This window comes from Brenneria izbisi, from assembly GCF_025840185.1.
GTDB classification, from domain to species: Bacteria; Pseudomonadota; Gammaproteobacteria; order Enterobacterales; family Enterobacteriaceae; genus Brenneria; species Brenneria izbisi.
In genome coordinates, this window is record NZ_JAMPJU010000010.1 from 94,918 (window position 1) to 120,854 (window position 25,937).

The following is a 25,937-nucleotide window of genomic DNA, read 5'->3' on the forward strand; positions in this document are numbered from 1 at the left end:
GCTGGCTCGCCGATCAACATGCGCTGCTGTGCGGCGTTAAAAAGGTTTTTTTATGGCATGTTTAAAACTTCAGGCCGTCACCAAGTCCTATGATGGCAAAACGCAGACGATCCACCCCATCGATCTGGATGTCGCCGATGGCGAATTTGTGGTGATGGTCGGGCCGTCGGGTTGTGGGAAATCAACGTTGCTGCGCATGGTGGCGGGGCTGGAACGCGCCACCAGCGGAGATATCTACATTGGCGATCAACGTGTGACCGAACTGGAGCCAAAAGATCGCGGGATTGCGATGGTGTTCCAGAACTACGCGCTGTATCCCCATATGAATGTGTATGACAATATGGCCTATGGGCTGAAAATCCGTGGCTTTGGCAAAGTACAAATCCGTCAGCAAGTGGAAGAGGCGGCGCGTATTCTGGAACTGATGCCGTTGTTGCAGCGCAAACCGCGCGAGCTTTCCGGCGGGCAGCGTCAGCGTGTCGCGATGGGGCGGGCGATTGTGCGCGAACCCGCGGTATTTTTGTTTGATGAGCCGCTATCGAATCTGGATGCCAAGCTGCGCGTACAGATGCGTCTGGAGTTGCAGCAACTGCATCAGCGGCTGAAAACCACCAGCCTCTACGTGACGCACGATCAGGTGGAAGCCATGACGCTGGCGCAACGCGTGATTGTGATGAATAAAGGCATTGCCGAGCAAGTGGGGGCGCCGTCGGAAATTTATCGCCGTCCGGCTACGCGGTTTGTGGCCAGTTTTATCGGTTCCCCGGCCATGAATCTTTGGTCGGGGCGGATCAGCGATGACGGTTGCCGCTTTGAGATTGGCGGCGATATCGCGCTGGCGCTGCCGACGGCGAAACCGCAATGGCGCGGACGGGAATTGACGCTTGGGGTAAGACCGGAGCATATTCAACTGGCAACGCGCGAAACCGGCGGTATCCCGCTACAGGTTTCGACATTGGAACTGTTGGGCGCGGATAATCTGGCGCATGGACAGTGGGGCGGACAGAACGTGATCGCTCGTCTGTCTTATGAACATTGTCCGGCGGTTGGAACGACGCTCTGGCTGCATCTGCCTGAGCAGGCATGGCACTTGTTTGATTCGCAAAGCGGATTACGGATGAAATAATGACCACTTTCTGGCCTTACCCGAATATTGTCGCCCATCGCGGCGGCGGTTCACTGGCACCGGAAAACACGCTGGCGGCGATTGATATGGGCGCGAGTCTGGGCCACAGGATGATTGAGTTCGATGCCAAGCTATCGCAGGATGGCCAAATCTTTTTATTGCATGACGACTCGCTGGAACGAACCAGCAACGGCAGCGGGATCGCGGGTGAGCTAGCGTGGGATCAATTGATTGGTCTGGATGTCGGCGGCTGGTTCGGGGAGAAATTCGCCGGCGAGCGATTGCCGCTGCTCTCTGAAGTGGCAAAACGCTGCGCGCAATATGGCATGGCGGCCAATATTGAAATCAAACCGACCACCGGTCAGGACGCGCAGACCGGGCGGGTTATCGCGCTGGCCGCACGCCAATTGTGGGCTGATGAGCCGATAGCGCCGCTGCTCTCCTCCTTTTCTGTGGCTGCACTGGCAGCCGCTCAGCAAGCCGCGCCGGAATTGCCGCGCGGCTTGCTATTGGATGAGTGGGACGAGAATTGGCAACACCTGACGCAGCGTCTCGGATGCGTGTCCATTCATCTTAATCATCAGCTGCTGACGGCGGAACGGGTCGCCGAATTGAAAGCAGCCGGTCTGCATATTCTGGTCTATACCGTCAATCAACCGGACCGGGCGCAAACTTTGCTGGGTTGGGGCGTTGACTGCATCTGTACTGACCGGATAGATTTAATTGGGGCGGATTTCGCAACCGGCTGAAATTTGCCCGCTTTATCCCAAGCCGATCTTGCCTCGCGGGATGCTGACGCGTCTGTGGGGCGCAAGTGACGGGTATAGGCTTTCCGCCAGTGCCGGTAATTAAGGAAGTGGCTCAATGCCCGCATTTGTGATTTCTCTCTGGCATCAAATTTTTCTGTCGTTACCGCTGTTTGTGCTGATCGCGCTGGGCTACTGCCTGATCCGTTACGGCAAGTGGCCGACCGTGATTACCGATGGCATGAGTCGTTTTGTCTTTTCCGTGGCGATGCCGGCCATGCTGTTCCGTTTGATGAGCGATTTTTCCAAGCGCCCGGTGGTGGACACCCGATTGTTGATCGCATTTTTCGGCAGCTGTCTGGTGGTCTTTGTGCTGGGCCGTATCGTGGCGCGTAAAATCTTTCGGCTTGATGGCGTTTCCGGTTCTATTTTTGCGCTCAGCGGTATCTTCTCCAACAACGTGATGCTTGGGTTGCCGATCGCCACGCTGATGCTGGGGGAAGAGGCTATCCCATCCGTCGCGCTGGTGCTGGTATTCAACGGTCTGATCCTGTGGACGCTGGTGACGGTATCGGTGGAGTGGGCGCGCAACGGGGCGTTGTCATTGCAGGGTTTTACCAAGACTGCGCTGGGCGTGCTGAAAAATCCGCTGATCATCGGCATCCTGTCTGGTACGGCTTTCAGCCTGACCGGGCTGTCGCTGCCGAGCTATGTCGATCAGCCATTGAGCATGCTGGGGCAGATTGCGGTGCCATTGTCGCTGATTGCGCTCGGCATGGGGCTGGCGGAATACCAAATCCGCGACGGCTGGCAAATCAGCAGCGTGATTTGCGTCATCAAGCTGTTGGTGCAGCCGCTGGTGGTGTGGGGCCTTGCGGTTGCGCTGGGATTGCCGGAAATGGAAACCCGTGTCGTGGTGCTGCTTGGCTCAATGGCGGTCGGTGTGAATGTGTATCTGATGTCGCGCCAGTTCAACGTGCTGGGCGGCCCGGTGGCTTCCAGCCTGCTGATGTCAACGGCGCTGGCCGCGGTGACCACGCCGTTGATACTGACTTTGTTGGGCGTGCGGTTATAAGCGAACTCAGGGTGTTTGTCGTTGCGGTATTGGTTGCGGCGTCGCTTGCTGTGTCCGCATCTGATTTTGCTGTAACTGCTGCTGGCGCTGTTGTTGCAACTGCGTGTTGCGCTGCTGTAGCTGCTGATTCAACTGTTGTTGCTGCAATTGTTGATTCTGCTGCATGCGCTGTTGTAACTGGCGCTGGCTGCTGATGCCGTTTTCGTATTGCTGCTGGCGTGCCGATGGCGCTTGTACCGTATTGGCCTGCGCCGTCCACGACAGACTAAACAACGTGAGCAGCACGGTCGCCAGTGTGAATGCATACTTCATCATGTCCTCCACGGCACCTTATGTGCCAAGACCGTGATATCTTGCGGATGAACCGGAATGCCGGTAACGGTTATTTGCCCCGATACTTACAGTGTAATCGCCACGGGGTAAAACGTCGCCATGAGTTATCCTATTCTGGCCCTCAGCTTTTTGGGGTGCTCTGGAGGAATGTTATATACTGGCGCTGAATTTTTCTTTGCGGCTAATTATCCCATGTTTCATATTGCGCTCTATGAGCCACAAATCGCCCCGAATACCGGAAACATTATCCGTCTGGCCGCCAACAACGGCTGTAGCCTGCACCTGATCGAACCGCTGGGTTTCGATTTCGAAGAGAAGAAGCTGCGCCGTGCCGGGCTGGATTACCACGATCTGGCCAATGTCAGTCGTCACCGGAACTACCAGGATTTTCTGGCGGTGGTGTCCGGCAAACGTATTTTCGCCTGCACCACCAAAGGCAGTCGTCCTTACGACCAGCCCGCCTATCAACCGGGGGATGTGCTGCTGTTTGGCTCAGAAACCGCCGGTTTGCCCGATGCGATCCGGGACGGCTTCCCGCCGGATTTTCGTATTCGTATTCCGATGCAGCCTGATAGCCGTAGTCTGAACCTCTCGAATGCCGTGGCGGTCATCAGCTATGAAGCCTGGCGGCAGAATGGTTTTGGCGGACGCGCCTGACGCGGGCGCCTTCCGTTGACGGTTACGTTTTTCACGGCGGATTGACCAGAAAAACCACCTCGCCGCGATAATAGGGCGAGCGCGTCAGACGTTGCTGCCACAGCGTGTCCCACTTGCCATGCTGTACCAGCCCCAGACGGAAAGGCAGTTTCAGTTTGAGTAGGGCGGGAAGATAATCGGCATAATTGGTGACGGTATTACGTCCCTGGTAGGTCTGCACCACCAGTTCATCCACGCTCTCATGCAGGCGGTTCAGTTGTGTAACATCGCCCGTTTTTGACCAGTCGAGCAAACCGGTGATGCTGATTTGGCAATCCGCTGGCAATCTTTTGCGTAGTTGTTGTAAAAATGCGACGTAACCTGCCAGTTGATAGCTTTTCGCGTCAAAATCGATTTGAATCCCTTTAATCTGATTACCGTGGCTGCGCCAGTTCTCGCGCAATTTAAGCATGCGGTTGAGATGTCGGTCTGAAAGATCCAGCGTGGTCATACGATAAGAGAGCCAGATAGCGCCAACGCGCAGTTTGCTGGGCGGGAGTCCCTGACGTAGAAAGACCACTTTTCCTTGTCGGCGGGCGATTTCTCCCTGATGCAGATAAAGCGTCTGAGCATGATGCAGAACCGGCTGAGGCCGGACGGCGGCCCATAGCCAGAAAGCCTGATAGCGGCTGGCGTCAACGGTGGCGGCCTGGGCGCTGAATGACAGCGCCCAGGCCAGTATCCACGCCGGCGTTACCAGTAATATTTGAGCCGGTCTGCCCACACACTGCCTTTGAATTCGGTTTTCAGCCGGGTAAACCAGGCCTTGCGGGTGGCTTTGCCGATGTCTTGTTGACCGCAATCGTTATAGCCGCTGGGCGCATAGCAATAGACTGCCCGGTAAAGGGCATAGCTCTTGTCTTCCGATAGGGCATTCGCATCGGCAATCACTTGCATATAGCCATCCAACCTGTTGTATTCGCGCCCTTTGAACTGTGTCGGCGCGTTGGTCAGTCCGTCCAGCATGTTGCTTTCCCCCCAATCGAATCCGACGCTGTTGCCGGTACGCAGGAAGAACTCACCGAGGCAGTTAATCGCGCGGGCATCTTTCGCATGCTGGTTCAACGTATTCACCACGCTATCCAGCGTCGGACACTGATACCCTGATTCCGTGTCGCTGCCGTCCCAGTCAAACACGGCCAGATTTTCCTGATCCCAACGGCTGTTTTCAGCACTTTTCAGCGGCGCGATAGCTTTCCTGAGCGCGCTGTCTTGCAGGTAGCCGGCGTAATCGCGGTGGGTGAGCGATTTGGTCAGAAGCGTATGCAGGGCGATAGCCCGCTCCTCATGGGTTTGTTGCGGGCCGGTCTGTTGCCGCAGTAAATCGGCGTCGGCGCTGACTTTGAGGATGGCCGAACGGAAGCGCAGGTTTTTGACCGGGCTGTCGGCGGCGAAAATCCGTTCAGGATGACCCGCATTCACCCACGTCTCGGCCAGCGCCAGTTGCAGAAATTGCTGCTGGGTATAGTCCGTTTTCAAGGTCAGCAGACGACGCCAATGCGTTTCGGCTTCATCCCAGCGTGACTGTCGCTGAAGCGCCTGACCGCGCAATACCTGTAAACTAAAGCGGATGGTGTCCGTGAGATCGCGCTCGTCAGTCACCGGGATAAGATTGACCACGGCGGTATAATCTTTCTGACCATAGAACTGCAAGGCGGCCTGCAAATAACGAAACTCGGTTTGCATGTCGGCATTATCAAATAAAGGTTGCTGGGCCGACAACGCGTCTGCGGATAACGCTGGCAGGTTCGTCCTGCCGTCATTGGCCCGCAGACGTTTAAGATCCTGCACCAACATCAACATCGGACTTTCCGCTGTAGTGATGAATGTCGAATTTTCCAGTAGTTTATTATCAATTTCGTCGCTTAATGCCTGTAAATCGGCGACGTTATCGGTTTTTCCCAATGCCTGCTGATAGGTTTTGGGCAGGGCGTTCACATCGCCGATGATCCAGTAAGCCCGGCGATAAAGTCCTTGCGCCGAATCGCGGTACAGACCCCGCGGGTATTGCTTCAGATAGTCGTCAATGCGCTGTATCGCGGCCAAACCCGCTTGCTTGTCGGCTTTGCTGGCATCGAACATGTTGTATTCGTCCAATGCGTGTTGCATGGACTGATTGATCTTCACGCGTATCAGCATGTAGCGCGCGGTTTCGGCAACCCACGGCTGTATGCCTTGCGTCAATGACTGGAAGCCGTGTTCCGCCTGATCAAACTTGCCTTCATAGAAAGCCTGCGCATTGACCAGATAATGCTTCAGCGATCCGGCATGACCCTCATCCGGCACACTGGCAAGCTCAGCGGATAAGGCGGATGCCGTATAATCGGGCGACAGCATGTTCATTCGCGCCAGCGCCAGCGGGGTACGCTGGCTATCGGTCAGTTGTTGATCGGCCAGCAGCACGTCAAAAAATGCCTCGACGGTGGACACATCATTCGATATTTGCCGACCCTCACCCTCGCCGGGCATTAGCGCGCCCAGCGTATTCTGTACGGCTGGCGACAGGTGAAGCCGCTGAGCCTTTTGCTGCAATGGCGTGATGCCTGGCGCGGGTGTGACAGGCTGGCTGGGGCCTTCTGTCGCCGCCAATCCCATCACACGGTAGGCCGTGAAGGGATCAATGCGCGTATGGGTTTGATCGGGCAGCGGCTGAGGCAGTGGTAATTCAATAGGGCGGCGGCTGCTTTGCAATAACATCAAATTGACGCGCGTGTCATTATCCGGCAAGAGGTAAGGAAGGGCGGGTATTCCGCATTCCGCGTCGGAAAAACCGCAAAGACCATCGGCGGAACTGAAAGCAGGGCTGCTAAATAATACGCTTAGCACACCTGCCAGCAGCGTTACTCCTTTCATCGGTGTGTTCCTGTTGGATGAGGTATCTGACAATAAGACGAGTCTGCCGATTTCGGTCATGACATGGTTCACTTTACGCGAAATTCAACTCAGAACTAAGCCGGATGCAGTGGATGTTGCGGCTCAGCATCCCTAGAGAATAGCACCGGAAAGAACAACCATGAGTGAATCAAGTGCAGGCGGGCGATTTACCGCCGTACTGACGTCGCTCAGCGCTGGTCTAATGGAAGCCAGATAATTAACCGCAGGCCACCTAACGGGCTGTCTTCAGCTTTCACCCAACCTTTGTGTTGGGTTACGGCGGTCTCGACAATCGCCAGCCCCAATCCTGTGCCGCCGGATTCGCGGTCGCGGGCTTCATCAGTGCGATAGAATGGCCGGAAAATCTGTTCGCGATCTTCCGGGCTGACGCCTGGGCCGTCGTCGTCAACTTTGATGGTGATACCCTGATTATTGACGGCGAATGCGACAGCAATGTGATGATGGGAATAACGCAGCGCGTTGCGCACGATATTCTCCAGCGCGCTCTCAAGCGCGTTCGGGTTACCGAAGAGCGTCCACGGGCCAGGCGGATAAGTGACTTCCAGCGTTTTCCCCATTTGCTCCGCTTCAAACGCCGCATCGTCCAGCACATCGCCCCACAACTCATCCGCCCGCAGAAATTCACGGGTTAGCTCATTCTTATGCTGGTTACGTGACAGAACCAGCAGATCATTGATCATGCTGTCGAGCCGCTGGGTTTCTATTTCGATGCGATTAAGTTCGTTTCCCTCGCCTTGCCGCCTGCGCAGGAGCGCGGTGGAAAGCTGTAAGCGTGTAAGCGGGGTGCGCAACTCGTGCGAAATATCTGATAGCAGACGTTGCTGTGCCGTCACCATGCGCTCAAGCGCGCTGACCATCTGATTAAAGCTGACGCCTGTCGCCTGAAATTCCTGTGGCCCCGATTCCAGTTCAGGATGTTGACGCAAATTGCCCCGCGCCACCTCGTCAGCCGCGTTTTTCAATTTACGGGCGGGTTTGGCGAGACTCCAGGCAAGCCACAGCAACAAGGGGGAACTGATTAACATGGTAAAAATCAGCAACAGTAGAGGCCGGTCGAACAACAGGCTGATAAAGTCTGACTGAAGGCTGCTGGCCGGACGTATCAGGTAAAGTTGATAATTGTCTTCACCGTCCCGGATGGAGAACGGCCCCAGTAATTCAATGCGTCCATACTTTTTCTTTTGCGGATGATCGGCGTTATCCGACAGGCCGATAAAGTTGCGTACAATTTGCGTTTCGTTCTTCTGAGCGCCCAATACTCGCCCTTCGCTGGTAACCAGCAAAAGGCGCTGTCCCGGCGGTGCCCATTTCTCAATGACCCAGAACAGCCTTAACCACCAACGTAAATCGTTGGCCGGGGTATTGGCCAGATCGGTTTCAATATGCTGTTCCAACATAAGCCCTTGCCGCTGCTCATTTTCCAGTAGTGCCGTCAACTGGCGGGAATCCAGTTTGGGCACCATCAATACCAGCATGAGAACCAGCGCCAGCGTTAGCCAGAAAATAGCGAAAATTCGTGCGGTCAGGCTACTTATCATGCAGCGGATACCATCAGATAACCCCGCCCACGCAAGGTTTTAAACCAGGGCAACCCATCTTTGCGCTCTGGTAATTTACGCCGCAGATTGGAGATGTGCATATCAATGGCACGGTCAAAGGGCGTCAGGCGTTTGCCTAACACTTCCTGGCTCAGATGTTCGCGCGAAACCACCTGACCCAGCCGCTGGGCCAGCAGGTAGAGCAGGGTGAATTCCGTTCCTGTCAGATCCAGCACGGTATCGTCAAAGCTGGCTTCCTGACGTCCAGGGTTGAGCCGCAGACCGTCAACTTCCAGCGTCGGCGCCGTGTTTTCGCCGCTCTGTTGCTGATCCGTCCAGTTTGAACGACGTAAAATGGCCCGGATACGCGCCACCAGTTCACGATCGTTGAAAGGTTTCGGCAGATAATCATCCGCGCCTAATTCCAGGCCGAGTACCCGATCCAGTTCACTGCCACGCGCGGTCAACATAATAACCGGCGTCTGATGTTGCTGACGGAGTTCCTTTAATGTGTCGATACCGTTCTTTTTCGGCATCATCACATCCAGCAAAAGCAGGTCAATTGTATTATCCAAAGCGTTTAATGCCTGCTCGCCGTCATAGGCGACCACGACATTAAATCCTTCCATTTCGAGCAACTCTTTTAGTAAAGACGTCAACTCTTTATCGTCATCAACCAGCAGGATCTTATTCATGTTTTATCTACCTCCAGGGGCAAAATACGCCATAGATTAGTGGTATTCCATGACTTTACGTAGTTTTACATCCTCTGACGCATGTTTGCAGCAAGACAATTAGACTGATGCTCATTGATTCACAGAACAGTACACCAAAAGGGGAGTTATTGATGCAACAGGCCGCAACGTTATCTCTTGCTTCACTGCTGATGCTGAGTTCTCTCACTGCATTTGCGGCAGATGCTGGGAGTGCGACTGTGAATGGCTGGCATCATGATGACTCCGTGATGAAACGTCTGCCCGATCAGCAGTCAATGTTTGACGGCGTGAAGCTAACCGAGCAACAACGCCAACAAATGCGCGATCTTATGTATCAAGGGCGTCAAGATGTGACGCCGTTTAATACGCAAGATGTTGAAACCATGCATAACCTGGTGACAGCTAACGCGTTTGATGAAGATGCGGTTCGCAAACAAATTACCAGGATGATGGAAGTACAGATTGAACGTCAGGTACAGATGACGCGCGTGCGCAATCAAATGTACAACCTGTTGACACCGGAACAGAAAAATATTCTGGAGCAGAAGCACCAGCAACGAATGAAGCAAATGGAACGGCAGATCTCATTGTTAAATCAGATGCCGTCGCCATAGTCAGGTACCCTTGTCAACCCTGAAGTAGTCGTGTGAGTAGTGTGTTGTTTGAGTAGTAATAAAGTAGATACACCCTGTTTTCCTTGCCATAGACACCATCCCTGTCTTTTCGCCCTCCATGATGGAGGGCTTTTTTTTGGCGGTTTTGCGGGTAAATACTTTAAAAACAATGGAGTGTTGGGTGATCGCAAGCGGTTAAATATCATTCTGCCAATTGAATATTGGGTGTCGCGTCATCAACGGTACAATGCTTGATGGTAAAAAAGCTGATATTTCGCCTGAAATGGCGCTTCGTTTAGCGATTGTTTGGGGGGAACCGCTGATGTATGGCTGGGAATACAACAAGATTTTGACCTGTGGCATGCTCGGCAATCGCCGGATCTTTCAGTTCTTACTCCGTTTAGAAGTCGCATAATCTCCTCTATCCTGCCCTTCACAAGATCATATTTTTTGGCTTTCCTCGCCTGCTTTTCATAAAAAATTAATTTAAATCATAATGCAGCGCTTGAATATTGAGCTAAATAGCGAGACGACAAACATTACAACATCACTATTCTGGTGGAAAATATGAGCATAAATGTCAAACGCACATTGGTATTGGTAGTGGCTTTGTTCCCCACGCTGGTGTTTGCGCACACGGGCAACGATGGAGGGACACATCATGCATTGGGGTTTATCGAGGGATTCACTCATCCATTTTCTGGTTTGGATCACTTGTTTGCGATGACGTTGGTTGGCGTATGGAGTGCGATGAATACGCGTAAATGGTGGATAGCTCCTCTGTCGTTTGCGTCCTTGTTGCTGGTTGGGGCGCTGATCGGCATGGCGGGCGTGGTGATCCCTGCAACAGAGCAAATCGTTGCAGCATCTTTACTGGGTGTTGGTTTGATGGTGGCGATGCAACTGAAGTTGTCCTCAACGGCAGTCGCATTGAGTATCGGTACTTTTGCGATATTTCATGGTCTGGCGCATGGGGCGGAACTTTCCCATTCGGTCTCGGCACTTTCAGGGATGGTGATCGCCACCGCACTGCTACACATTTTGGGGCTGGGGATTGGATATTTGCTGGTCTGTTCAAAATCGACGGTATGGTGGCCACGTCTGATCGGCGGTTGTTCTTCCGTATTGGGCTTGGGTTTGCTGAGTGGTTTGATTTAATTCCCGCTTGTTATCGGTTTATCTTGAAACCAGCCTGCGACGGCTGGTTTTTTATTATGTCGGCATCAAAGCAGAAAGGGCAGGAGGCGAATGTGAACCCCCGCAAGATAGAATGGCACGAAAAAAACAGCATAAGGAATGGCTAAGGCGTAGAATATAAGTTATGAAAATGATGCTTGCGAGTGTTCTCTTACTGATTTTCTGAAACCTCATAAAAGCACGCTAAAACACCTTTGACCGCCGTATTTTATCCGGTGATGTCATACTTTCCTGTACCCTCGCTTCGTTGCGCCAGGCTCTGTTAAAGCAGGGCGGCGTATTCCTTTATGTTAACTTTTGATTATCAATATCATGACCCGTTCTTCCCGCTCGACTGCCTGGATGAGAGTGATCAGCCTCTCTCTGGCTGCTTTTATTTTTAACACCGCTGAGTTTGCTCCCGTTGCTTTGCTGTCTGATATCGCGGCCAGTTTTTCAATGAGCGCCGCGCAAGTTGGGTTGATCATCACCATCTATGCCTGGGTTGTCGGGTTGATGTCGCTGCCTTGCATGTTATTTTCCAGCGATATGGAGCGGCGTGGCCTGTTGATCAAAATCTTTATTCTGTTCGTTGTCAGCAACATATTGTCCGGCTTGGCCTGGAACTATTGGGTATTGGTGATCGCGCGCATCGGCGTGGCATTGGCGCATGCGGTTTTCTGGTCGATTACCGCATCTCTGGTCGTGCGCCTGGCGCCCGCGGATAAAAAAGCGCAGGCGCTGAGCCTGCTGGCGACAGGCACGGCGCTGGCGCTAGTGCTGGGGCTACCATTGGGGCGCGTGGTGGGCCAATATCTGGGCTGGCGAACTACATTTGCGATAATCGGCGTAGCCGCCGCCGCGATTATGCTGGTGATGATGAAGTTACTGCCAGAATTACCCAGCAGCAATTCTGGCTCACTGAAAAGTTTACCCTTATTGCTCAAACGGCCCGCGTTACTGTGTATTTACGGCCTGACCGTGATGATTATCACCGCACATTTTACGGCCTACAGTTACATTGAGCCGTTCATTCAAAAAGTAGCTCTGCTGAGTGAAAATTTCACCACCATGCTATTACTGCTCTTCGGCGGTGCCGGAATTATCGGCAGCATGTTGTTCAGCCGCTACAGCAGCCAATATCCTTCCGGCTTCCTGGTGGCCTCGTTCGCTTTGCTGACGATGTGTCTGCTGCTACTGACGCCGCTGTCATTCAGCGGCTGGAGCGTATCGATGTTATGCGTCGCGTGGGGGATAGCGATTATGGCGTTGAGTCTGGCGATGCAGGTCAAAGTGTTGACGCTGGCTTCGGATGCGACGGATGTCGCCATGGCGCTCTATTCCGGCATTTACAACCTTGGTATTGGCGGCGGCGCGTTGCTGGGCAACCAGGTGATTACATACCTGGGGCTGGCGGACATCGGCTTTATGGGCGCGGCGTTGGGATTGGTGGCGCTGGTATGCTGTATTTTTACGTTTAGCCGCTATGCCCGCGTGTTAAATGCGTCGATGAACTGAATTCCGGCATCCACTGGGCGTTCCTTTCCTGAGTGATGAGGGCATTATGAATTCACACTATGCTCGCCTGGTTACGCTGGCGGCATTTAGCGCGACTGCCGTCGCCATGATCCTGTTCGTGATGAAGGTGTTCGCCTGGTGGCATACCGGCTCAGTGAGTCTCCTGGCTTCCCTGGTGGATTCGTTGGTCGATATCGCCGCCTCGCTGATTAACCTGCTGGTGGTTCGTTATTCGCTTCAGCCTGCGGATCTTGAACATACGTTTGGTCATGGCAAAGCCGAATCATTGGCAGCGATGGCGCAAAGCATGTTTATTTCCGGTTCCGCGCTGTTTCTGATATTGACCGGTTTGCAACATACGCTGACGCCTGGGACGCTGAATTCGCCGGAAGTGGGGATGGGCGTGACGGTGGTTGCATTGCTGTCAACGTTGCTGTTGGTATCGTTCCAGCGTTGGGTGGTCAAGCGAACGCATAGTCAGGCGATACGAGCGGATATGCTGCACTATCAGTCTGATCTGCTGATGAATGGTGCGATCCTGATTGCGTTGATATTGAGCTCGAAAGGCTTCACTCGCGCCGATGCGCTATTTGCGCTGGGCATCGGTATCTATATTCTGTACAGTGCATTACGCATGGGTTATGAAGCGGTACAGTCTTTATTGGATCATGCGCTGCCGGATGAAGAGCGGGAGGTGATTGTCGAGATTATCTCCAATTGGCAGGGGATCCGCGGCGCTCACGATTTACGAACCCGACGTTCCGGGCCGACACGTTTTATTCAACTGCATCTGGAGATGGATGACGCTTTGCCGCTGGCGCAATCGCATCAAATTGCCGATGACCTGGAGCAGGCGCTGCTCAAACAATTCCCCGGCTCTGATATTATTATCCATCAGGAGATCCGGTTTCGGCGGTGCCGAAAAAACAGAAAGGGCGATTGAAGATGTCGTAACAGCTTGAACCTGATACGGTGGTCGTCTGTTTATGGTTAAAATGCGTATGTCATAAATATTTAAGCGCAATCCAGCCTGACCTGAATCAATTCAGCTGCGTGTATTTGTTATATTATGCTAATAAAAGATGAGAGGTTGCTGTCGGAGAAATAAGCGGCAACCCGTTTATGATAGAAGAATCTGCGAAATTACATCTACAAGTCCAGAGGTTGTCATGATTAAAAAAATCGGAGTATTGACGAGTGGTGGTGATGCGCCTGGAATGAATGCGGCAATTCGTGGCGTGGTACGTGCCGCACTGACAAAAGGGCTGGATGTGTTCGGCATCTATGATGGCTATCTGGGCTTGTATGAGAATCGAATGGCTCAATTGGACCGCTACAGTGTGTCAGACATGATAAACCGTGGCGGTACGTTTCTGGGTTCAGCGCGTTTCCCTGAGTTCCGTGATGAAAAAGTGCGTGAAGTCGCCATTCAAAACATGAAAAATCAGGGATTGGACGCGCTGGTGGTGATCGGCGGCGACGGTTCCTATATGGGGGCTAAGCGGCTGACTGAAATGGGATTCCCGTGTATCGGTCTGCCTGGCACCATTGATAACGACGTGGCCGGAACAGACTACACCATCGGTTATTTTACGGCGCTGGAGACGGTGCTGGAAGCGATTGACCGCCTGCGTGATACCTCTTCATCCCACCAACGTATCTCGATCGTTGAAGTCATGGGGCGGCACTGTGGTGATTTGACGTTGGCGGCGGCGATTGCCGGCGGCTGTGAATTTATCGTATTGCCGGAAGTGCCGTTCAGCCCGGAAGATCTGGTGAGTGAAATCAAAGCCGGTATCGATAAAGGTAAAAAACACGCGATTGTGGCGATCACCGAACATATTTGCGATATCAACGAACTGTCGAAATATATCCAGAAAGAAACGGGCCGCGACACGCGCGCCACTGTGCTGGGCCATATTCAGCGCGGCGGTTCCCCGGTAGCGTATGACCGTATTCTGGCTTCCCGGATGGGCGCGTATTCCATTGAACTGTTGCTGCAAGGCTACGGTGGACGTTGCGTTGGTATCCAGAACGAAAAACTGGTGCACCACGACATTATCGATGCCATTGAGAACATGAAGCGCCCCTTCAAAGGCGATTGGCTCGAAACCGCTAAAATGCTGTTCTAATCCCCTGGTCAGCCGCTTGCATGGCGCAATGACAGCCTACTGATAAACCTCCGTTTTTCGGGGGTTTTGTTTTTTTTCGCTCAAAGCGGGGAACGCGGACGTTTTTTCTGACACTTACCCTATAGGCTTTACTATGGCACGGATGCCGTCACTACTGGTAATTCAGGCGTGCTTGATATCGTTAAGGAGGGAGTGAATGTCTGAGCCGAATTATGCTAGATCGCTGTTGCTGCGTTGGGTTGAGAAGCAGCCATCCGCAGATGGAACGCCCAACGTTGAGACAGGCATTCCGGTCACGTTTAACGGGCAGGAACTGATTATAAGATTGCCTGGATCGCGGGAAACCCTGTTTGTTTTTATGCCGCTTTATTCGCTGGATTTCGAGCGCGATGGTGATCTGCTTGCGTTGGGCCTGATGCTGAATCTGGAGCCAGGCCTGATGTGTGGAGCGGCGATCGGGCTGGAAGCGCAACAGCGCAGTCTGGTGCTGGCGGCCCATCAGTCCATTACATCGTTTGATGAGCGAGCGTTGAATGCGTGGCTGGAAAATGTGGTGAGCCTCGGTCTGCGCATCCGGGAGGATCTGACTTCGGTTGCCGGGGGACGCAAGGTATCGTCCAATAGTAAAACATCGTCCTTGTCCGGGCTTAGCCGTTATCGGCCTCACCCGTTTCATTCGCCGTTGTCGCGGTGAGCCTGTCCTATAGATTTATTTAAACATCACGAGATCGTTACTATGCGTATTCATCAGACGACTTTACCTGAGATAACCGCTTCACTATCGCCCGCCAAAAGCAAGGCGCCGCAAACGCCCCATTTGGGCGTCATGCAGGAGCAGGCGGCATTCACGCCATTGAGCCAGAAGGCGGGACACGCCGATTTTTCGTTGCATGGGTTACTCAATAAGCTGCCCTCCATGCCTATTTCTATTTCACTGCCTTCCATGAGCCAGCTTTTTGCCAGTGGGAAGGATGTGGGCATCGATATGTTGGGTAAGAAACCGAAAATGTATGAATCGAATCTGGAAATATCGTGTAAAGACAATGGAGGGAAAGCCCTCATGATGGAGCAGGATGACTACCTGCAAGCGTTGAAAACGCAACTGTCCAGTAAGAAAAAAGAGGTACAAGATATAATGGGTGGCGCCTGTTTTGGATTGTCGATGGTTTGGTTGCTGGGACGGCACAGTGGTCTGGATGATAATACGGTGACGAGTAATATGCTGGGCTATGATGTGGATGAAGATGAGATCACATCACAAACCAAGGCGAAACACGGCGTCGAGCAAATCCACTTCATCCAGAAAACGGTTCAAAGAGACATTGGTATGGATGGTCATCTGGATGACAAGCGATTTAGCGGCGTCACGCCAGTCATTCGACATTACGATGTCATGCAGCGTATGGCGAATGCGATAAAGATGTCCGTCGTTCCGGTGGCTGGCGAAACACCGTTTGTACTGCTTAGTCGCCAGTCGGGGCTTGGTTATGGCCTGGCGCGTGATGCATTGCGAGACGGGCATGAACAACTTTTTTCGGTGCAGTCTGATAAGCATGCTATGGCGATCTACTCGAATGGTCGCGATCAGTATGCGTTTTACGATCCTAATAACGGCATGTTCAGTTTTCAGAGTAAAGACAACTTTTCTAATTTTATGAACAAGATAGGGAAAATGCTGGAAGTATCATCCGAAAAGTTGGGCGACGGCGATCCGAGTCAACTGATGATTATGGAACTGAAAGTACATTAAGTGATGGTGAGGCGGAAATGCCTTTCGCCTCTCATGTTGTTCGCTTATCGCCTGAGATAGCAGGCAACCCTGTCGTCCCGCTTTTATGGCGGGATTTCTTATTATTACCCTCAGCCGAATAACTGGCATAATGCGCCTGTCATTGCCGGTGAATACCTGGCTGGGGTATTCCTGATCGCGCATGAGATGGCTTGTTGACCTAAACTCGTTATGGTTGCGCCCGTCGCCGTTGGATCGTACATACTGCTGATATCCGCGCTGCGTAAGCAGGCGGGTATACATAGATATTATTGAGGTTTTCGCATGAAAAAAGTTACCGTTGCCGCAACACAAATGGCGTGCTCCTGGGATCTGCCCAGCAATATTGACAACGCTGAAAAACTGGTGCGACAAGCGCATGCAAAAGGCGCGCAGATTATCCTGATCCAGGAACTGTTTGCCGCGCCCTATTTCTGTATCGATCAAAGCCCGGAACACTACGCATTGGCTGAGGTGCTGGAAACCAGCCCGCTGATTAAACATTTTTCCGCATTGGCGGCGGAACTGGAAGTGGTGCTGCCGCTGAGCTTTTTTGAGCGCGCCAACAATGCTTACTACAATTCGCTGGTGATGATCGACGCGGATGGTTCCGTACTCGATCTGTACCGCAAAACCCATATTCCGAATGGTCCGGCATATCAGGAGAAGCAATTCTTTATTCCGGGCGATAGCGGTTTTAAAGTCTGGCAAACCCGCTACGCGAAAATCGGCGTGGGCATCTGTTGGGATCAATGGTTCCCGGAAACCGCGCGCAGCCTGGCGTTGCAGGGCGCGGAGTTGATTTTCTACCCGACAGCCATTGGTTCGGAACCGGCTTACCCGGAGATCGACAGCCAACCACACTGGACGCGTGTCCAGCAAGGCCACGCAGCGGCGAATCTGGTGCCGGTGATTGCCTCTAACCGTATCGGCACTGAAGCCAGCAAATATATTGATGGTCTGGAAATGACCTTCTACGGATCGTCTTTCATTGCCGATCAAACTGGGGCGCTGGTGGCGCAGGCCAATAAAACCGATGAAACCGTATTGGTTCATGAATTTGATTTAGATGCCATTGCCGCGCAACGCGCATCCTGGGGGCTGTTCCGTGATCGTCGACCAGACATGTATGGCGTGATCGCTAGTTCTGACGGCAAGACCCGGAGATAATTCATGTCACAATTAACCACCCCGCATCAGGATGGCTTTGTTATGCCTGCGGAATGGGCGCCGCAGGACGCGGTATGGATGATTTGGCCCTATCGCCGGGATAACTGGCGTGAAGAAGGTGTTCCCGCGCAGCAAACCTTTGCCCAGGTTGCACAAGCCATTACGCAGACCACGCCGGTGATCATGGGCGTACCCGCGCACTGTATGGCGGATGCGCAACGTGTGATGCCTGCGAGCGTGACGTTGGTCGACATGGAAAGCGATGATGCCTGGATGCGTGACACCGGGCCGACGATGGTCGTGAATAAGAGCGGGGAGCGCCGTGGCATCGACTGGCAGTTTAATGCCTGGGGCGGTGAGAGGGGCGGTCTGTATGAAGACTGGCGGCAGGATGAAAAGGTGGCGGCGCAGGTGTTGGCTTATCATCAGAATGCACGCTATGCCGCGCCTCTGATTCTGGAAGGCGGCGCAATTCATACGGATGGCGAAGGGACTTTGCTGACCACGGCAGAGTGCCTGCTGAATCCAAATCGCAATCCGCATCTGAGCAAAGCGCAGATCGAGCAACTGATGCGCGATTATCTGGGCATATCGACGATTATCTGGTTGGAAGAAGGCGTTTATAACGACGAAACCGACGGTCATATCGACAATATGTGCTGCTTTGTTCGTCCCGGCGAAGTTGCGCTGCACTGGACGGATGACGAAAGTGATCCGCAATATGCACGTTCAATGGCGGCTTATGAGGTGCTTTCCCGCGTCAAGGATGCGCAAGGGCGGCAGTTGAAAATCTGGAAGTTGCCAGCGCCGGGGCCACTGTATGCCACGGCGGAAGAAGCGCAAGGCGTGGATAGCGGCAATGCGGTTGAGCGTCTGGCGGGCTCGCGTCTGGCGGGCTCTTACGTTAATTTTCTGATTAGCAATGGGCAGATTATTTTTCCACTGCTGGATGAAAAAACGGACGACATTGCCCGCGACCGACTGCAACAAATGTTCCCGGATTATCGGATAAGCGGCGTACCCGCACGCGAAATTCTGCTGGGCGGCGGTAATATCCACTGTATTACGCAGCAAATCCCCGCGGTGCAGTAAAAAATCGCCGGGAGCGATTTTTAACGCAGCAACGCGGCGGCCCGAAGGGGAAAGGCAGGGATAGCCTTTTATAAAAAATCGCCGGGAGCGATTTTTAACGCCGCAACGCGGTACTCAGAACAATTAATATGGCGAACATTGTTGTCCGCCATGATTCTCATGCCGACGCAAACTTATGCGCGTTTGGCTTGCGCTGCGGCCTTGACGATCACCGCGAAGGCATCCGCTTTCAGGGAAGCGCCGCCCACCAGTGCGCCATCGATATCCGGCTGGGTAAAGAGCTCTGCGGCGTTGGCGGCGTTAACCGAACCGCCGTACTGGATAATCACTTGTTCGGCAACCGCCGCGTCCTGTTTGGCGAGATGATCGCGGATGAATTTGTGGACAGCCTGAGCCTGAGCCGGGGTTGCTGATTTGCCGGTGCCGATAGCCCATACGGGTTCATAGGCGATAACGGCGTTTTCAAACGCTTTGGCGCCCAGCGTATTCAGCACGGCGTCCAATTGACGGGCGCATACGGCTTCTGTCTGTCCCGCTTCATTTTCCGCTTCGGTTTCGCCAATGCACAGAACCGGGATCAGACCGACATCTTTCAGTACGCCAAATTTTTTGGCAATGAATTCATCGCTTTCTTTGTGATAAGTACGACGTTCCGAGTGACCGATGATGATATATTTCGCACCAATATCCTTCAGCATGTCGGCGGAAGTTTCACCCGTAAACGCACCGGACAGGTTTACGTCGACGTTCTGCGCGCCCAGGGCAATACGGCTGCCGGCCAGTTGATGATTGGCCTGATCGAGATAGATGGCCGGTGGCGCGATAGCCACGCCACAGCCATCAACGGTGCTTAATTCTTTGCGCAGACCAGCGATCAGTTCGTTAACCATGCTGGTACTGCCATTCAGCTTCCAGTTACCCATAACTAATGGATGTCGCATCTTTTTCCTCCAAACGGGATAGCGAATAAATCAATATATAACTGTCTGTCGACAGCGTAACCTGCCCACAGTATAAAGACGAAATGTGATCGTGACTCTGTTTTTCGTCATTAATTGCCCTGTTGATCACGGTTCAGATAGCGTTAGCTTAATCGGTTCAACAGCAAACGTTAGCCCTTTTTCGGCGTTATCTGCCACAACGTAACGCATTGCTCCCTCCGTTTGTTGATAAAAGTGCTGGCCTGTGCCTTTTGTTATCAGTTCGGTGACTTTGGCGATGCTCTGCTCTTCCGTCAATGACGGAGAAAACGCGCGCGACAGCGCCGCCATATAATTGATGGCCAGTGTACGCGTCGCGTCGTTTTCTTCCTGTTGCGGCAACCAGGTAATTTGCAGCGTTTTGATCTTCCCTGTGCCTTTTTCCAGCGCTGTTGACGCATACAGGTGATCGTTGATTTTACTGGCGGCGCGCGTCAGCAGGCTGGCGGCGTTGCCGGTATCGACAACCCGAAATTCCCCAATGGGCAGCGTCGGATTGCTCAGGTTATAACGTGTGCGAAATTGGGCGATGGTTTGATCAAATGTAGGGGCGCCTGCCAGCAGATAAGGGGCGGCGGTTGTGGTGTTTGAGGGCAAGCGCGGCTCGGGCCACGCAACGGACGGGTAGATCATCAGGGCGGAAAACGTAAAAATTACAGCGATATGTTGTCGTGTCATAAGGATTTTATCAGGCAAACCGTGGTAATCAGTTTAGGCCAAAGGCGGCGATAACGATGCATGTCTGATTAAAGCGGCATTCGTGAGTGATTGTCAAAAGTCGTATCAAGATTACCACCCGGTTAATGTAAACTCAGCAGGAGAGGCCGGCGGGAAAAACGTCGTTGGCCGCAGCGCTTATCTCGCTGTTTAATGAAACAATATTTTCCCATTTCGCTTGATGGGGTTGGCTCTGTAATCAGGATTCTGTATTTGATGATGCTACAGCAATGGTGTTTCTCGTTTAAAGGCCGTGTTGGTCGCCGTGATTTTTGGGTTTGGATGGCCGTCTGGCTGGTGCTGATGGCGGTGCTGTTTACCTTATCCGGTCAGAACTGGCTGGATATTCAATTTACGGCGTTCATTATTGTCGCGTTACTGTGGCCTACCGCGGCCATCGTGGTAAAACGCCTGCATGATCGCAACAAAAGCGGCTGGTGGGCGTTATTGATTATCGTCGCCTGGATCATGGCCGCCGGTAATTGGTCTATGTTGCCCGCCATCTGGCAATGGGGGATCGGACGGTTTATTCCGACGCTGATTGTCGTTATGGTCGTGCTGGACTGCGGCTTTTTTTTGGGTACGAAAGGTGAAAACCGATTTGGGCCTGAAGCGGAACCGTTAAAATTCCGCTTCTGAGCAGGCGTCTGGTTGTTCAGATGAGCCTGCGCGCCGATCACCAGTAATGTTCACTGGTGATATGACCGGGTTTGCGACGCAGATGTTTGGTCATTTGTCGTTCGTCCTTCAGGACTTGTTGGGTATCGCGCACCATCTGGGGATTGCCGCACAGCATAACATGGCAGGTTGTCGCATCGATCGGCAGGCCTGCCGCTGTTTCCAGCGCTCCGCTGCTGATGAGCGCCGGAATACGGCCTGTCAATGATCCCACTTCTTCTTCACGACTGACCACGGTCTGAATACGCAACTTACCGTTATAGCGTTGCTGTAACTGCTGCATCAGTGGCAGATAGCTTAAATCGCGGGCGAAACGCGCGGCGTGAACCAGTACGATGTCTTTAAAGCGTTCCAGATCTTTGCCTTCCTGGAGAATGGACAGATAAGGTCCGATCGCGGTGCCGGTCGCCAGCATCCATAGCGTTTCGCAAGGCGGAATTTCTTCCAGTACGAAAAAGCCGGCGGCGTCCCTGGTGATCATCAGTTCCGCACCCGGTTGCATTGCATGTAAATGCGGGCTGAGTTTTCCTTCCGGCACGTTAACCAGATAAAACTCAAGATTGTGGTCGCTGGGAGCGTTGACATAGGAATAGGCGCGTTGGACTTTTTCACCATTAAATTCCAGTGCAAGTTTGGCATATTGTCCGGCCGTAAACGGATCGGTGGGGGCATGAACCCGGATGCTGAACAGACTTTCTGTCCAGTGTTCTACCTGAATCACTCTGCCTGTCACCCATTCAGCCATTGTGCTGTACTCCTGTTTCTGTCTCTTGCCCTTGCGCTGGCGGTGCAATGGCAGGTGGTATGCGCATATCTTATTGCGCATTGTCTATACTGGTCACTTGTCTTATGCCGGTCAGCAAGTGGCCGCTTTTAAGATACGCTATTTATTAACAACTGTGAAACAATCAGTTAGTCAATAGCGGGCGTCAGGTGGCCGGATTACAGCAGGAAATCATGCAGCGTCCGATCTTTGCGATCGAGATAATGCGTGGACTTGATCCGGCGGATCGTCCGCGATTTACCGCGGATCAGCAATGTTTCTGTTGTGGCGATGTTTCCCTTGCGAGATATGCCTTCCAGCAAGTCGCCTTTGGTAATGCCCGTCGCTGAAAAAATCACGTTATCATTGCGCGCCATGTCGCCAAGTTGCAGCACTTTACCGGCTTCAATTCCCATTTGTCGACAGCGCGCCAGTTCATCTTCACCGATCCGGCGGTTTTCCGCGTTATCGCCTTTCACCTGATGACGCGCCAGCAGGCGACCTTGCATATCCCCGTCGAGCGCCCGGATGACGGCGGCGGAAATCACCCCTTCCGGCGCGCCGCCAATACCGTATAACACATCAACTTCGCTGTCTGGCATACAGGTAAGAATGGACGCGGCAACATCGCCGTCAGGTATGGCGAACACCTTCACCCCCAACTGCTGCATTTGTGCAATGCAGGCATCGTGGCGCGGTTTAGCCAGCGTGATCACGGTTAACTGGTCGAGCGGTTTATTCAGCTTTTGGGCAATGTTGCGCAGATTGTCCGCCAGCGGCAGCGTCAAATCAATCGCGCCTTTTGCGTCAGGCCCGACGATCAGTTTTTCCATATACATATCCGGCGCGTGCAGAAACGTCCCTTTTTCACCGACGGCCAGTACCGCCAGGGCATTGGCCTGCCCCATGGCGGTCATTCGCGTGCCTTCTATGGGATCGACGGCAATATCCACGGCGTCGCCCTGACCGGTGCCGACTTGCTCACCGATGAAAAGCATCGGCGCTTCGTCGATTTCTCCTTCGCCAATCACAATCTGACCATTGATATTGACTTGATTGAGCATAATGCGCATGGACTGCACGGCTGCGTTGTCGGCTGCATTTTTGTCGCCACGGCCTAACCATTTATAGCCCGCCAGTGCCGCTGCTTCAGTGACGCGTGAGAATTCGATGGCTAATTCACGTTTCATGGATACCTGTCTGTTGTCGATCGAGCAAGGGGAGAGTAAACGGGCAGGATTTTATCACAACGGATGGTCGCGGGAATAAATGAAAAACGGGCGCGGCAGGCGCGCCCGCAACGGCATTATGCGTCGTGCTCTTCCCAGTCACGGGCGCGGGCAACGGCTTTCTGCCAGCCGCTGTAACGGTAGTTACGCTCCACGGTTTCAATGCCGGGGCGGAATTCACGTTCAATGGTGGCTTTGCTTTTCACTTCATCCAGATCATTCCAGAATCCGGTTGCCAGACCAGCCAGGAAAGCGGCGCCCAGAGCGGTGACTTCGCGTACTTCCGGGCGTTCAACGCGGGTGCCGAGAATATCGGACTGGAATTGCATCAGGAAATTGTTGGCGACGGCGCCGCCGTCCACGCGCAGCGCTTTGAGGCGGGTATTGGCATCGGCCTGCATCGCGTCCAGCACATCGCGGGTCTGGAAGGCAATAGATTCCAGCGTGGCGCGGATAATATGATTCGCGTTAACGCCGCGCGTCAGACCGAAGATCGCGCCGCGAGCATACGGGTCCCAGTAGGGCGCGCCCAAACCGGTGAAGGCCGGCACCACATAAACGCCGTTGGTGTCCTTCACTTTGGTGGCGAAGTATTCTGAATCCATGGAATCGCCAATCAGCTTCAGTTCATCACGCAGCCACTGGATAGAGGCGCCGCCAACGAAAACCGATCCTTCCAGCGCATAATTGACTTCGCCGCGAGGTCCGCAGGCGATGGTGGTCAACAGACCATGTTTGGACAGCACGGCTTCGTTGCCGGTATTCATCAACAGGAAGCAACCGGTGCCGTAGGTATTTTTCGCCATCCCCGGATGAACGCAAAGCTGACCATACAGCGCCGCCTGCTGATCCCCCGCGATGCCGGCGATGGGAATACGGGTGCCGCCTTTGCCGCCGATATTGGTTTGTCCATAAACCTCGGAAGAGGCGCGAACTTCCGGCAACATGGCGCGGGGAATATCCAGCGCCTGCAACAGACGATCATCCCACTCAAGCGTATGAATATTGAACAGCATGGTACGGGAAGCATTGGTGTAATCCGTAACGTGAACGCGTCCTTGCGTCATTTTCCAGATCAGCCACGTATCGACCGTACCGAACAGCAGTTCGCCGCGTTGGGCGCGCTCGCGAGCGCCCTCGACATGATCCAGAATCCATTTCACTTTGGTGCCGGAGAAGTAGGGATCAACCACCAACCCGGTGGTGTTGCGCACATACTCTTCCAGACCGTCTTTCTTCATTTGTTCACAAATCTCAGCGGTTCGGCGACATTGCCAGACGATAGCGTTATAAATTGGCTTGCCGGTGTCTTTTTCCCACACAATGGCGGTTTCACGCTGGTTGGTGATACCGATGCCCGCCACTTCATCAGCATTGATACCCGCTTTGGCCAGCACTTCCACCAGCGTTGAACTTTGTGATGCCCAGATTTCCATGGGATCGTGTTCTACCCAGCCTGCTTTCGGATAAATTTGACTGAATTCACGCTGTGAGACGCTGACGATGTTGGCGTCGTGATCCAGCACTACGGCACGAGAGCTAGTGGTTCCCTGGTCGATCGCGACAATGTATTTTTTTTCCGGGTTCATAATTCCTATCCTGTCATGGTTAGCCAAAAAGGTAAGCGCTGTCATACCCATTTAGCGGATTTCGGTCGGTGTCGTCGTTTCGTTGCCTGTTTCACATACATCGCATGGAAGGTGGCGGCCAATGAGTGCACGATAGCCGAATGCGCCCAGACAAGCCCCGACGAGTGGGCCGAAAATCGGCACCAGGAAGTAGGGAATGTCACGTCCGCCGGTAAAAGCGATCTCTCCCCAGCCAGCCAGAAACGCAAACAGTTTCGGACCAAAATCACGCGCCGGGTTCAACGCAAAACCAGTGAGCGGCCCCATTGAAGCACCGATGACGGCGATTAATATCCCGATCAGCAGCGGCGCCAGCGGCCCGCGTGGAATACCGTTGCCATCGTCGGTCAGCGCCAGGATCAGACACAACAGGATTGCGGTAATCACCATTTCAACCAGAAACGCCTGCATGACTGAAATATGTGGGTTGGGGTAAGTCGAGAAAATACCGGCGAGCTCCAGACTTTCCGCGCTGCCGCGCACCATATTGTGTGTCTGTTCAAAATCCACGAACAAACTGTAGTACAGGCCATAGACGAGCGCCGCGGCACAGAAGGCTCCAGCTACTTGCGACAAAATATAGGGGATGACTTTTTTGCCGTCGAAACAGGCAAATAACCATAGGGCTACGGTAACGGCGGGGCTCAGGTGCGCGCCGGAGATAGCTGCCGTCAGGTAGATGGCCATCGCCACCCCCAGGCCCCAGATGACACTGATTTCCCATTGGCCAAAGCTGGCGCCGGTCAGTTTCAGGGCGGCAACACAGCCCACACCGAAGAAAATCAACAGACCGGTGCCAAGAAACTCGGCAATACACTGACCTTTTAAGGTTGAACGTTCTGCTTGACTCATATTGTTTTCCTGTTGCTAAGGTACAGAGTGGTAGGTTTCTCTAGGTCGTCGGCAACGGCGGCCTCTGTTTTAAACATATTTATAATGTGAATTTATCGTTAATGTTCGAAAGCGAGAAATATCGAAATCAAAATGTGTGTTGTGTGTCAAAAAATGTGCGCATTCGCTTAACTTTTTGTGATTTGGCGGTTGGTAACGCTGTCTTATGTTAAATAATAGATATAATAATTAACATTCTTCAGTCGTCGGCTGACAATGGGGCCGTTTTTTCAGTTTGTGCTGATAGTGGCGATAAAGAAAAGCGGGCAGACTCGGCGTCGTATAGGAAGTCTGCTAGACAGGGATTCATTGGCTACATACAATTCAGCTATGGTCAGTCTCGCCATCAGGTTATGTCCAGAGGCGTATTAAACGACGTCATATGAAGATGTGTTGTCGTGTTGTGATCCGTGGATGTTATGGCCGCAACGTTAACCGATTTATGCCTTGTGATGA

25 protein-coding genes and 1 pseudogene are annotated in these 25,937 nt (G+C 53.2%); 15 read left to right on the forward strand and 11 right to left on the reverse strand.

Going from position 1 to position 25,937, the window contains the following annotated elements:
- Positions 1-52 precede the first annotated feature (52 nt).
- The 3 genes from NC856_RS13325 (at position 53) to NC856_RS13335 (ending at position 2,947) form a co-directional block, all read left to right on the forward strand.
- Entirely contained in the window at positions 53-1,126 is a 1,074-nt protein-coding gene (locus tag NC856_RS13325) for a sn-glycerol-3-phosphate import ATP-binding protein UgpC (protein WP_264090916.1), read from the forward strand.
- Positions 1,126-1,875, forward strand: coding sequence for a glycerophosphodiester phosphodiesterase (gene ugpQ / locus NC856_RS13330; protein WP_264090917.1), 750 nt, complete (start codon positions 1,126-1,128; stop codon positions 1,873-1,875). Before NC856_RS13325 ends, ugpQ begins: the two co-directional genes overlap by 1 nt.
- A gap of 115 nt (positions 1,876-1,990) precedes the next feature.
- Complete coding sequence (locus NC856_RS13335; protein WP_264090918.1) at positions 1,991-2,947, forward strand: AEC family transporter; 957 nt, start codon at positions 1,991-1,993, stop codon at positions 2,945-2,947.
- 6 nt (positions 2,948-2,953) lie between these two features.
- Here NC856_RS13335 and NC856_RS13340 read toward each other — a convergent pair whose 3' ends face one another.
- On the reverse strand, positions 2,954-3,259 hold the full coding sequence (locus tag NC856_RS13340) for a hypothetical protein (protein ID WP_264090919.1): 306 nt from the start codon (positions 3,257-3,259) through the stop codon (positions 2,954-2,956).
- A gap of 213 nt (positions 3,260-3,472) precedes the next feature.
- On the opposite strand from NC856_RS13340, the gene NC856_RS13345 reads away from it, so the two are divergent.
- Entirely contained in the window at positions 3,473-3,937 is a 465-nt protein-coding gene (locus NC856_RS13345; RefSeq protein ID WP_113865718.1) for a tRNA (cytidine(34)-2'-O)-methyltransferase, read from the forward strand.
- 31 nt (positions 3,938-3,968) lie between these two features.
- Here the strand turns inward: NC856_RS13345 and NC856_RS13350 are convergent, their stop codons facing one another.
- The 4 genes from NC856_RS13350 to cpxR all read right to left on the reverse strand — a co-directional run bounded on the left by NC856_RS13350 (position 3,969) and on the right by cpxR (position 9,104).
- Entirely contained in the window at positions 3,969-4,700 is a 732-nt protein-coding gene (locus tag NC856_RS13350; protein WP_264090920.1) for a DUF3142 domain-containing protein, read from the reverse strand.
- The gene (locus NC856_RS13355) at positions 4,670-6,829 is read right to left on the reverse strand and encodes a hypothetical protein (RefSeq protein WP_264090921.1); all 2,160 of its coding nucleotides are present in this window, start codon (positions 6,827-6,829) and stop codon (positions 4,670-4,672) included. The genes NC856_RS13350 and NC856_RS13355 overlap by 31 nt, the downstream gene beginning before the upstream one ends.
- Positions 6,830-7,038: 209 nt before the next feature.
- Positions 7,039-8,409, reverse strand: coding sequence for an envelope stress sensor histidine kinase CpxA (gene cpxA / locus NC856_RS13360; RefSeq protein WP_113865715.1), 1,371 nt, complete (start codon positions 8,407-8,409; stop codon positions 7,039-7,041).
- Positions 8,406-9,104: an envelope stress response regulator transcription factor CpxR gene (gene cpxR, locus NC856_RS13365; protein WP_264090922.1), complete on the reverse strand. Its 699-nt coding sequence runs from the start codon at positions 9,102-9,104 to the stop codon at positions 8,406-8,408. Before cpxR ends, cpxA begins: the two co-directional genes overlap by 4 nt.
- 152 nt (positions 9,105-9,256) lie before the next feature.
- Here cpxR and cpxP point away from each other — a divergent pair, with 152 nt between their 5' ends.
- From cpxP to aguA, 10 genes and pseudogenes are all read left to right on the forward strand, one after another.
- Positions 9,257-9,739 (forward strand): cell-envelope stress modulator CpxP, encoded by a 483-nt coding sequence (cpxP, locus tag NC856_RS13370; protein WP_264090923.1) that lies wholly within the window; start codon positions 9,257-9,259, stop codon positions 9,737-9,739.
- 247 nt (positions 9,740-9,986) lie between these two features.
- On the forward strand, positions 9,987-10,154 hold the full coding sequence (locus NC856_RS13375; protein WP_264090924.1) for a hypothetical protein: 168 nt from the start codon (positions 9,987-9,989) through the stop codon (positions 10,152-10,154).
- Between the two features lie 152 nt (positions 10,155-10,306).
- Complete coding sequence (locus NC856_RS13380; RefSeq protein WP_264090925.1) at positions 10,307-10,897, forward strand: HupE/UreJ family protein; 591 nt, start codon at positions 10,307-10,309, stop codon at positions 10,895-10,897.
- A gap of 351 nt (positions 10,898-11,248) precedes the next feature.
- Positions 11,249-12,433, forward strand: a complete 1,185-nt coding sequence (locus NC856_RS13385) for a sugar transporter (protein ID WP_264090926.1) — start codon at positions 11,249-11,251, stop codon at positions 12,431-12,433.
- 46 nt (positions 12,434-12,479) lie between these two features.
- A pseudogene (fieF, locus tag NC856_RS13390) lies at positions 12,480-13,387 on the forward strand (CDF family cation-efflux transporter FieF).
- A gap of 215 nt (positions 13,388-13,602) precedes the next feature.
- Entirely contained in the window at positions 13,603-14,565 is a 963-nt protein-coding gene (gene pfkA / locus NC856_RS13395; RefSeq protein WP_264090927.1) for a 6-phosphofructokinase, read from the forward strand.
- A 196-nt stretch (positions 14,566-14,761) separates the two neighbouring features.
- On the forward strand, positions 14,762-15,259 hold the full coding sequence (locus NC856_RS13400; protein WP_264090928.1) for a CesT family type III secretion system chaperone: 498 nt from the start codon (positions 14,762-14,764) through the stop codon (positions 15,257-15,259).
- Between the two features lie 42 nt (positions 15,260-15,301).
- The gene (locus NC856_RS13405; protein ID WP_264090929.1) at positions 15,302-16,315 is read left to right on the forward strand and encodes a YopT-type cysteine protease domain-containing protein; all 1,014 of its coding nucleotides are present in this window, start codon (positions 15,302-15,304) and stop codon (positions 16,313-16,315) included.
- A gap of 303 nt (positions 16,316-16,618) precedes the next feature.
- Positions 16,619-17,503 (forward strand): N-carbamoylputrescine amidase, encoded by an 885-nt coding sequence (gene aguB / locus NC856_RS13410; protein WP_264090930.1) that lies wholly within the window; start codon positions 16,619-16,621, stop codon positions 17,501-17,503.
- A gap of 3 nt (positions 17,504-17,506) precedes the next feature.
- Positions 17,507-18,595, forward strand: a complete 1,089-nt coding sequence (aguA, locus tag NC856_RS13415) for an agmatine deiminase (RefSeq protein ID WP_264090931.1) — start codon at positions 17,507-17,509, stop codon at positions 18,593-18,595.
- Positions 18,596-18,768: 173 nt separating this feature from the next.
- Here aguA and tpiA read toward each other — a convergent pair whose 3' ends face one another.
- Together tpiA and NC856_RS13425 are read right to left on the reverse strand one after the other, a co-directional pair.
- Positions 18,769-19,536: a triose-phosphate isomerase gene (gene tpiA, locus NC856_RS13420; protein ID WP_264090932.1), complete on the reverse strand. Its 768-nt coding sequence runs from the start codon at positions 19,534-19,536 to the stop codon at positions 18,769-18,771.
- Between the two features lie 126 nt (positions 19,537-19,662).
- A complete protein-coding gene (locus NC856_RS13425; RefSeq protein ID WP_264090933.1) occupies positions 19,663-20,253 on the reverse strand; it encodes a YiiQ family protein in 591 nt (196 codons plus the stop codon).
- A 255-nt stretch (positions 20,254-20,508) separates the two neighbouring features.
- Here NC856_RS13425 and NC856_RS13430 point away from each other — a divergent pair, with 255 nt between their 5' ends.
- A complete protein-coding gene (locus tag NC856_RS13430) occupies positions 20,509-20,931 on the forward strand; it encodes a DUF805 domain-containing protein (protein WP_264090934.1) in 423 nt (140 codons plus the stop codon).
- A gap of 37 nt (positions 20,932-20,968) precedes the next feature.
- Here NC856_RS13430 and fpr read toward each other — a convergent pair whose 3' ends face one another.
- From fpr to NC856_RS13450, 4 genes are all read right to left on the reverse strand, one after another.
- The gene (gene fpr, locus NC856_RS13435) at positions 20,969-21,715 is read right to left on the reverse strand and encodes a ferredoxin--NADP(+) reductase (protein WP_264090935.1); all 747 of its coding nucleotides are present in this window, start codon (positions 21,713-21,715) and stop codon (positions 20,969-20,971) included.
- 197 nt (positions 21,716-21,912) lie between these two features.
- Positions 21,913-22,923, reverse strand: a complete 1,011-nt coding sequence (glpX, locus tag NC856_RS13440; protein ID WP_264090936.1) for a class II fructose-bisphosphatase — start codon at positions 22,921-22,923, stop codon at positions 21,913-21,915.
- A gap of 116 nt (positions 22,924-23,039) precedes the next feature.
- Entirely contained in the window at positions 23,040-24,551 is a 1,512-nt protein-coding gene (gene glpK / locus NC856_RS13445) for a glycerol kinase GlpK (protein WP_264090937.1), read from the reverse strand.
- Positions 24,552-24,602: 51 nt separating this feature from the next.
- A complete protein-coding gene (locus tag NC856_RS13450; RefSeq protein ID WP_264090938.1) occupies positions 24,603-25,442 on the reverse strand; it encodes an MIP/aquaporin family protein in 840 nt (279 codons plus the stop codon).
- Between the last annotated feature and the right edge of the window lie 495 nt (positions 25,443-25,937).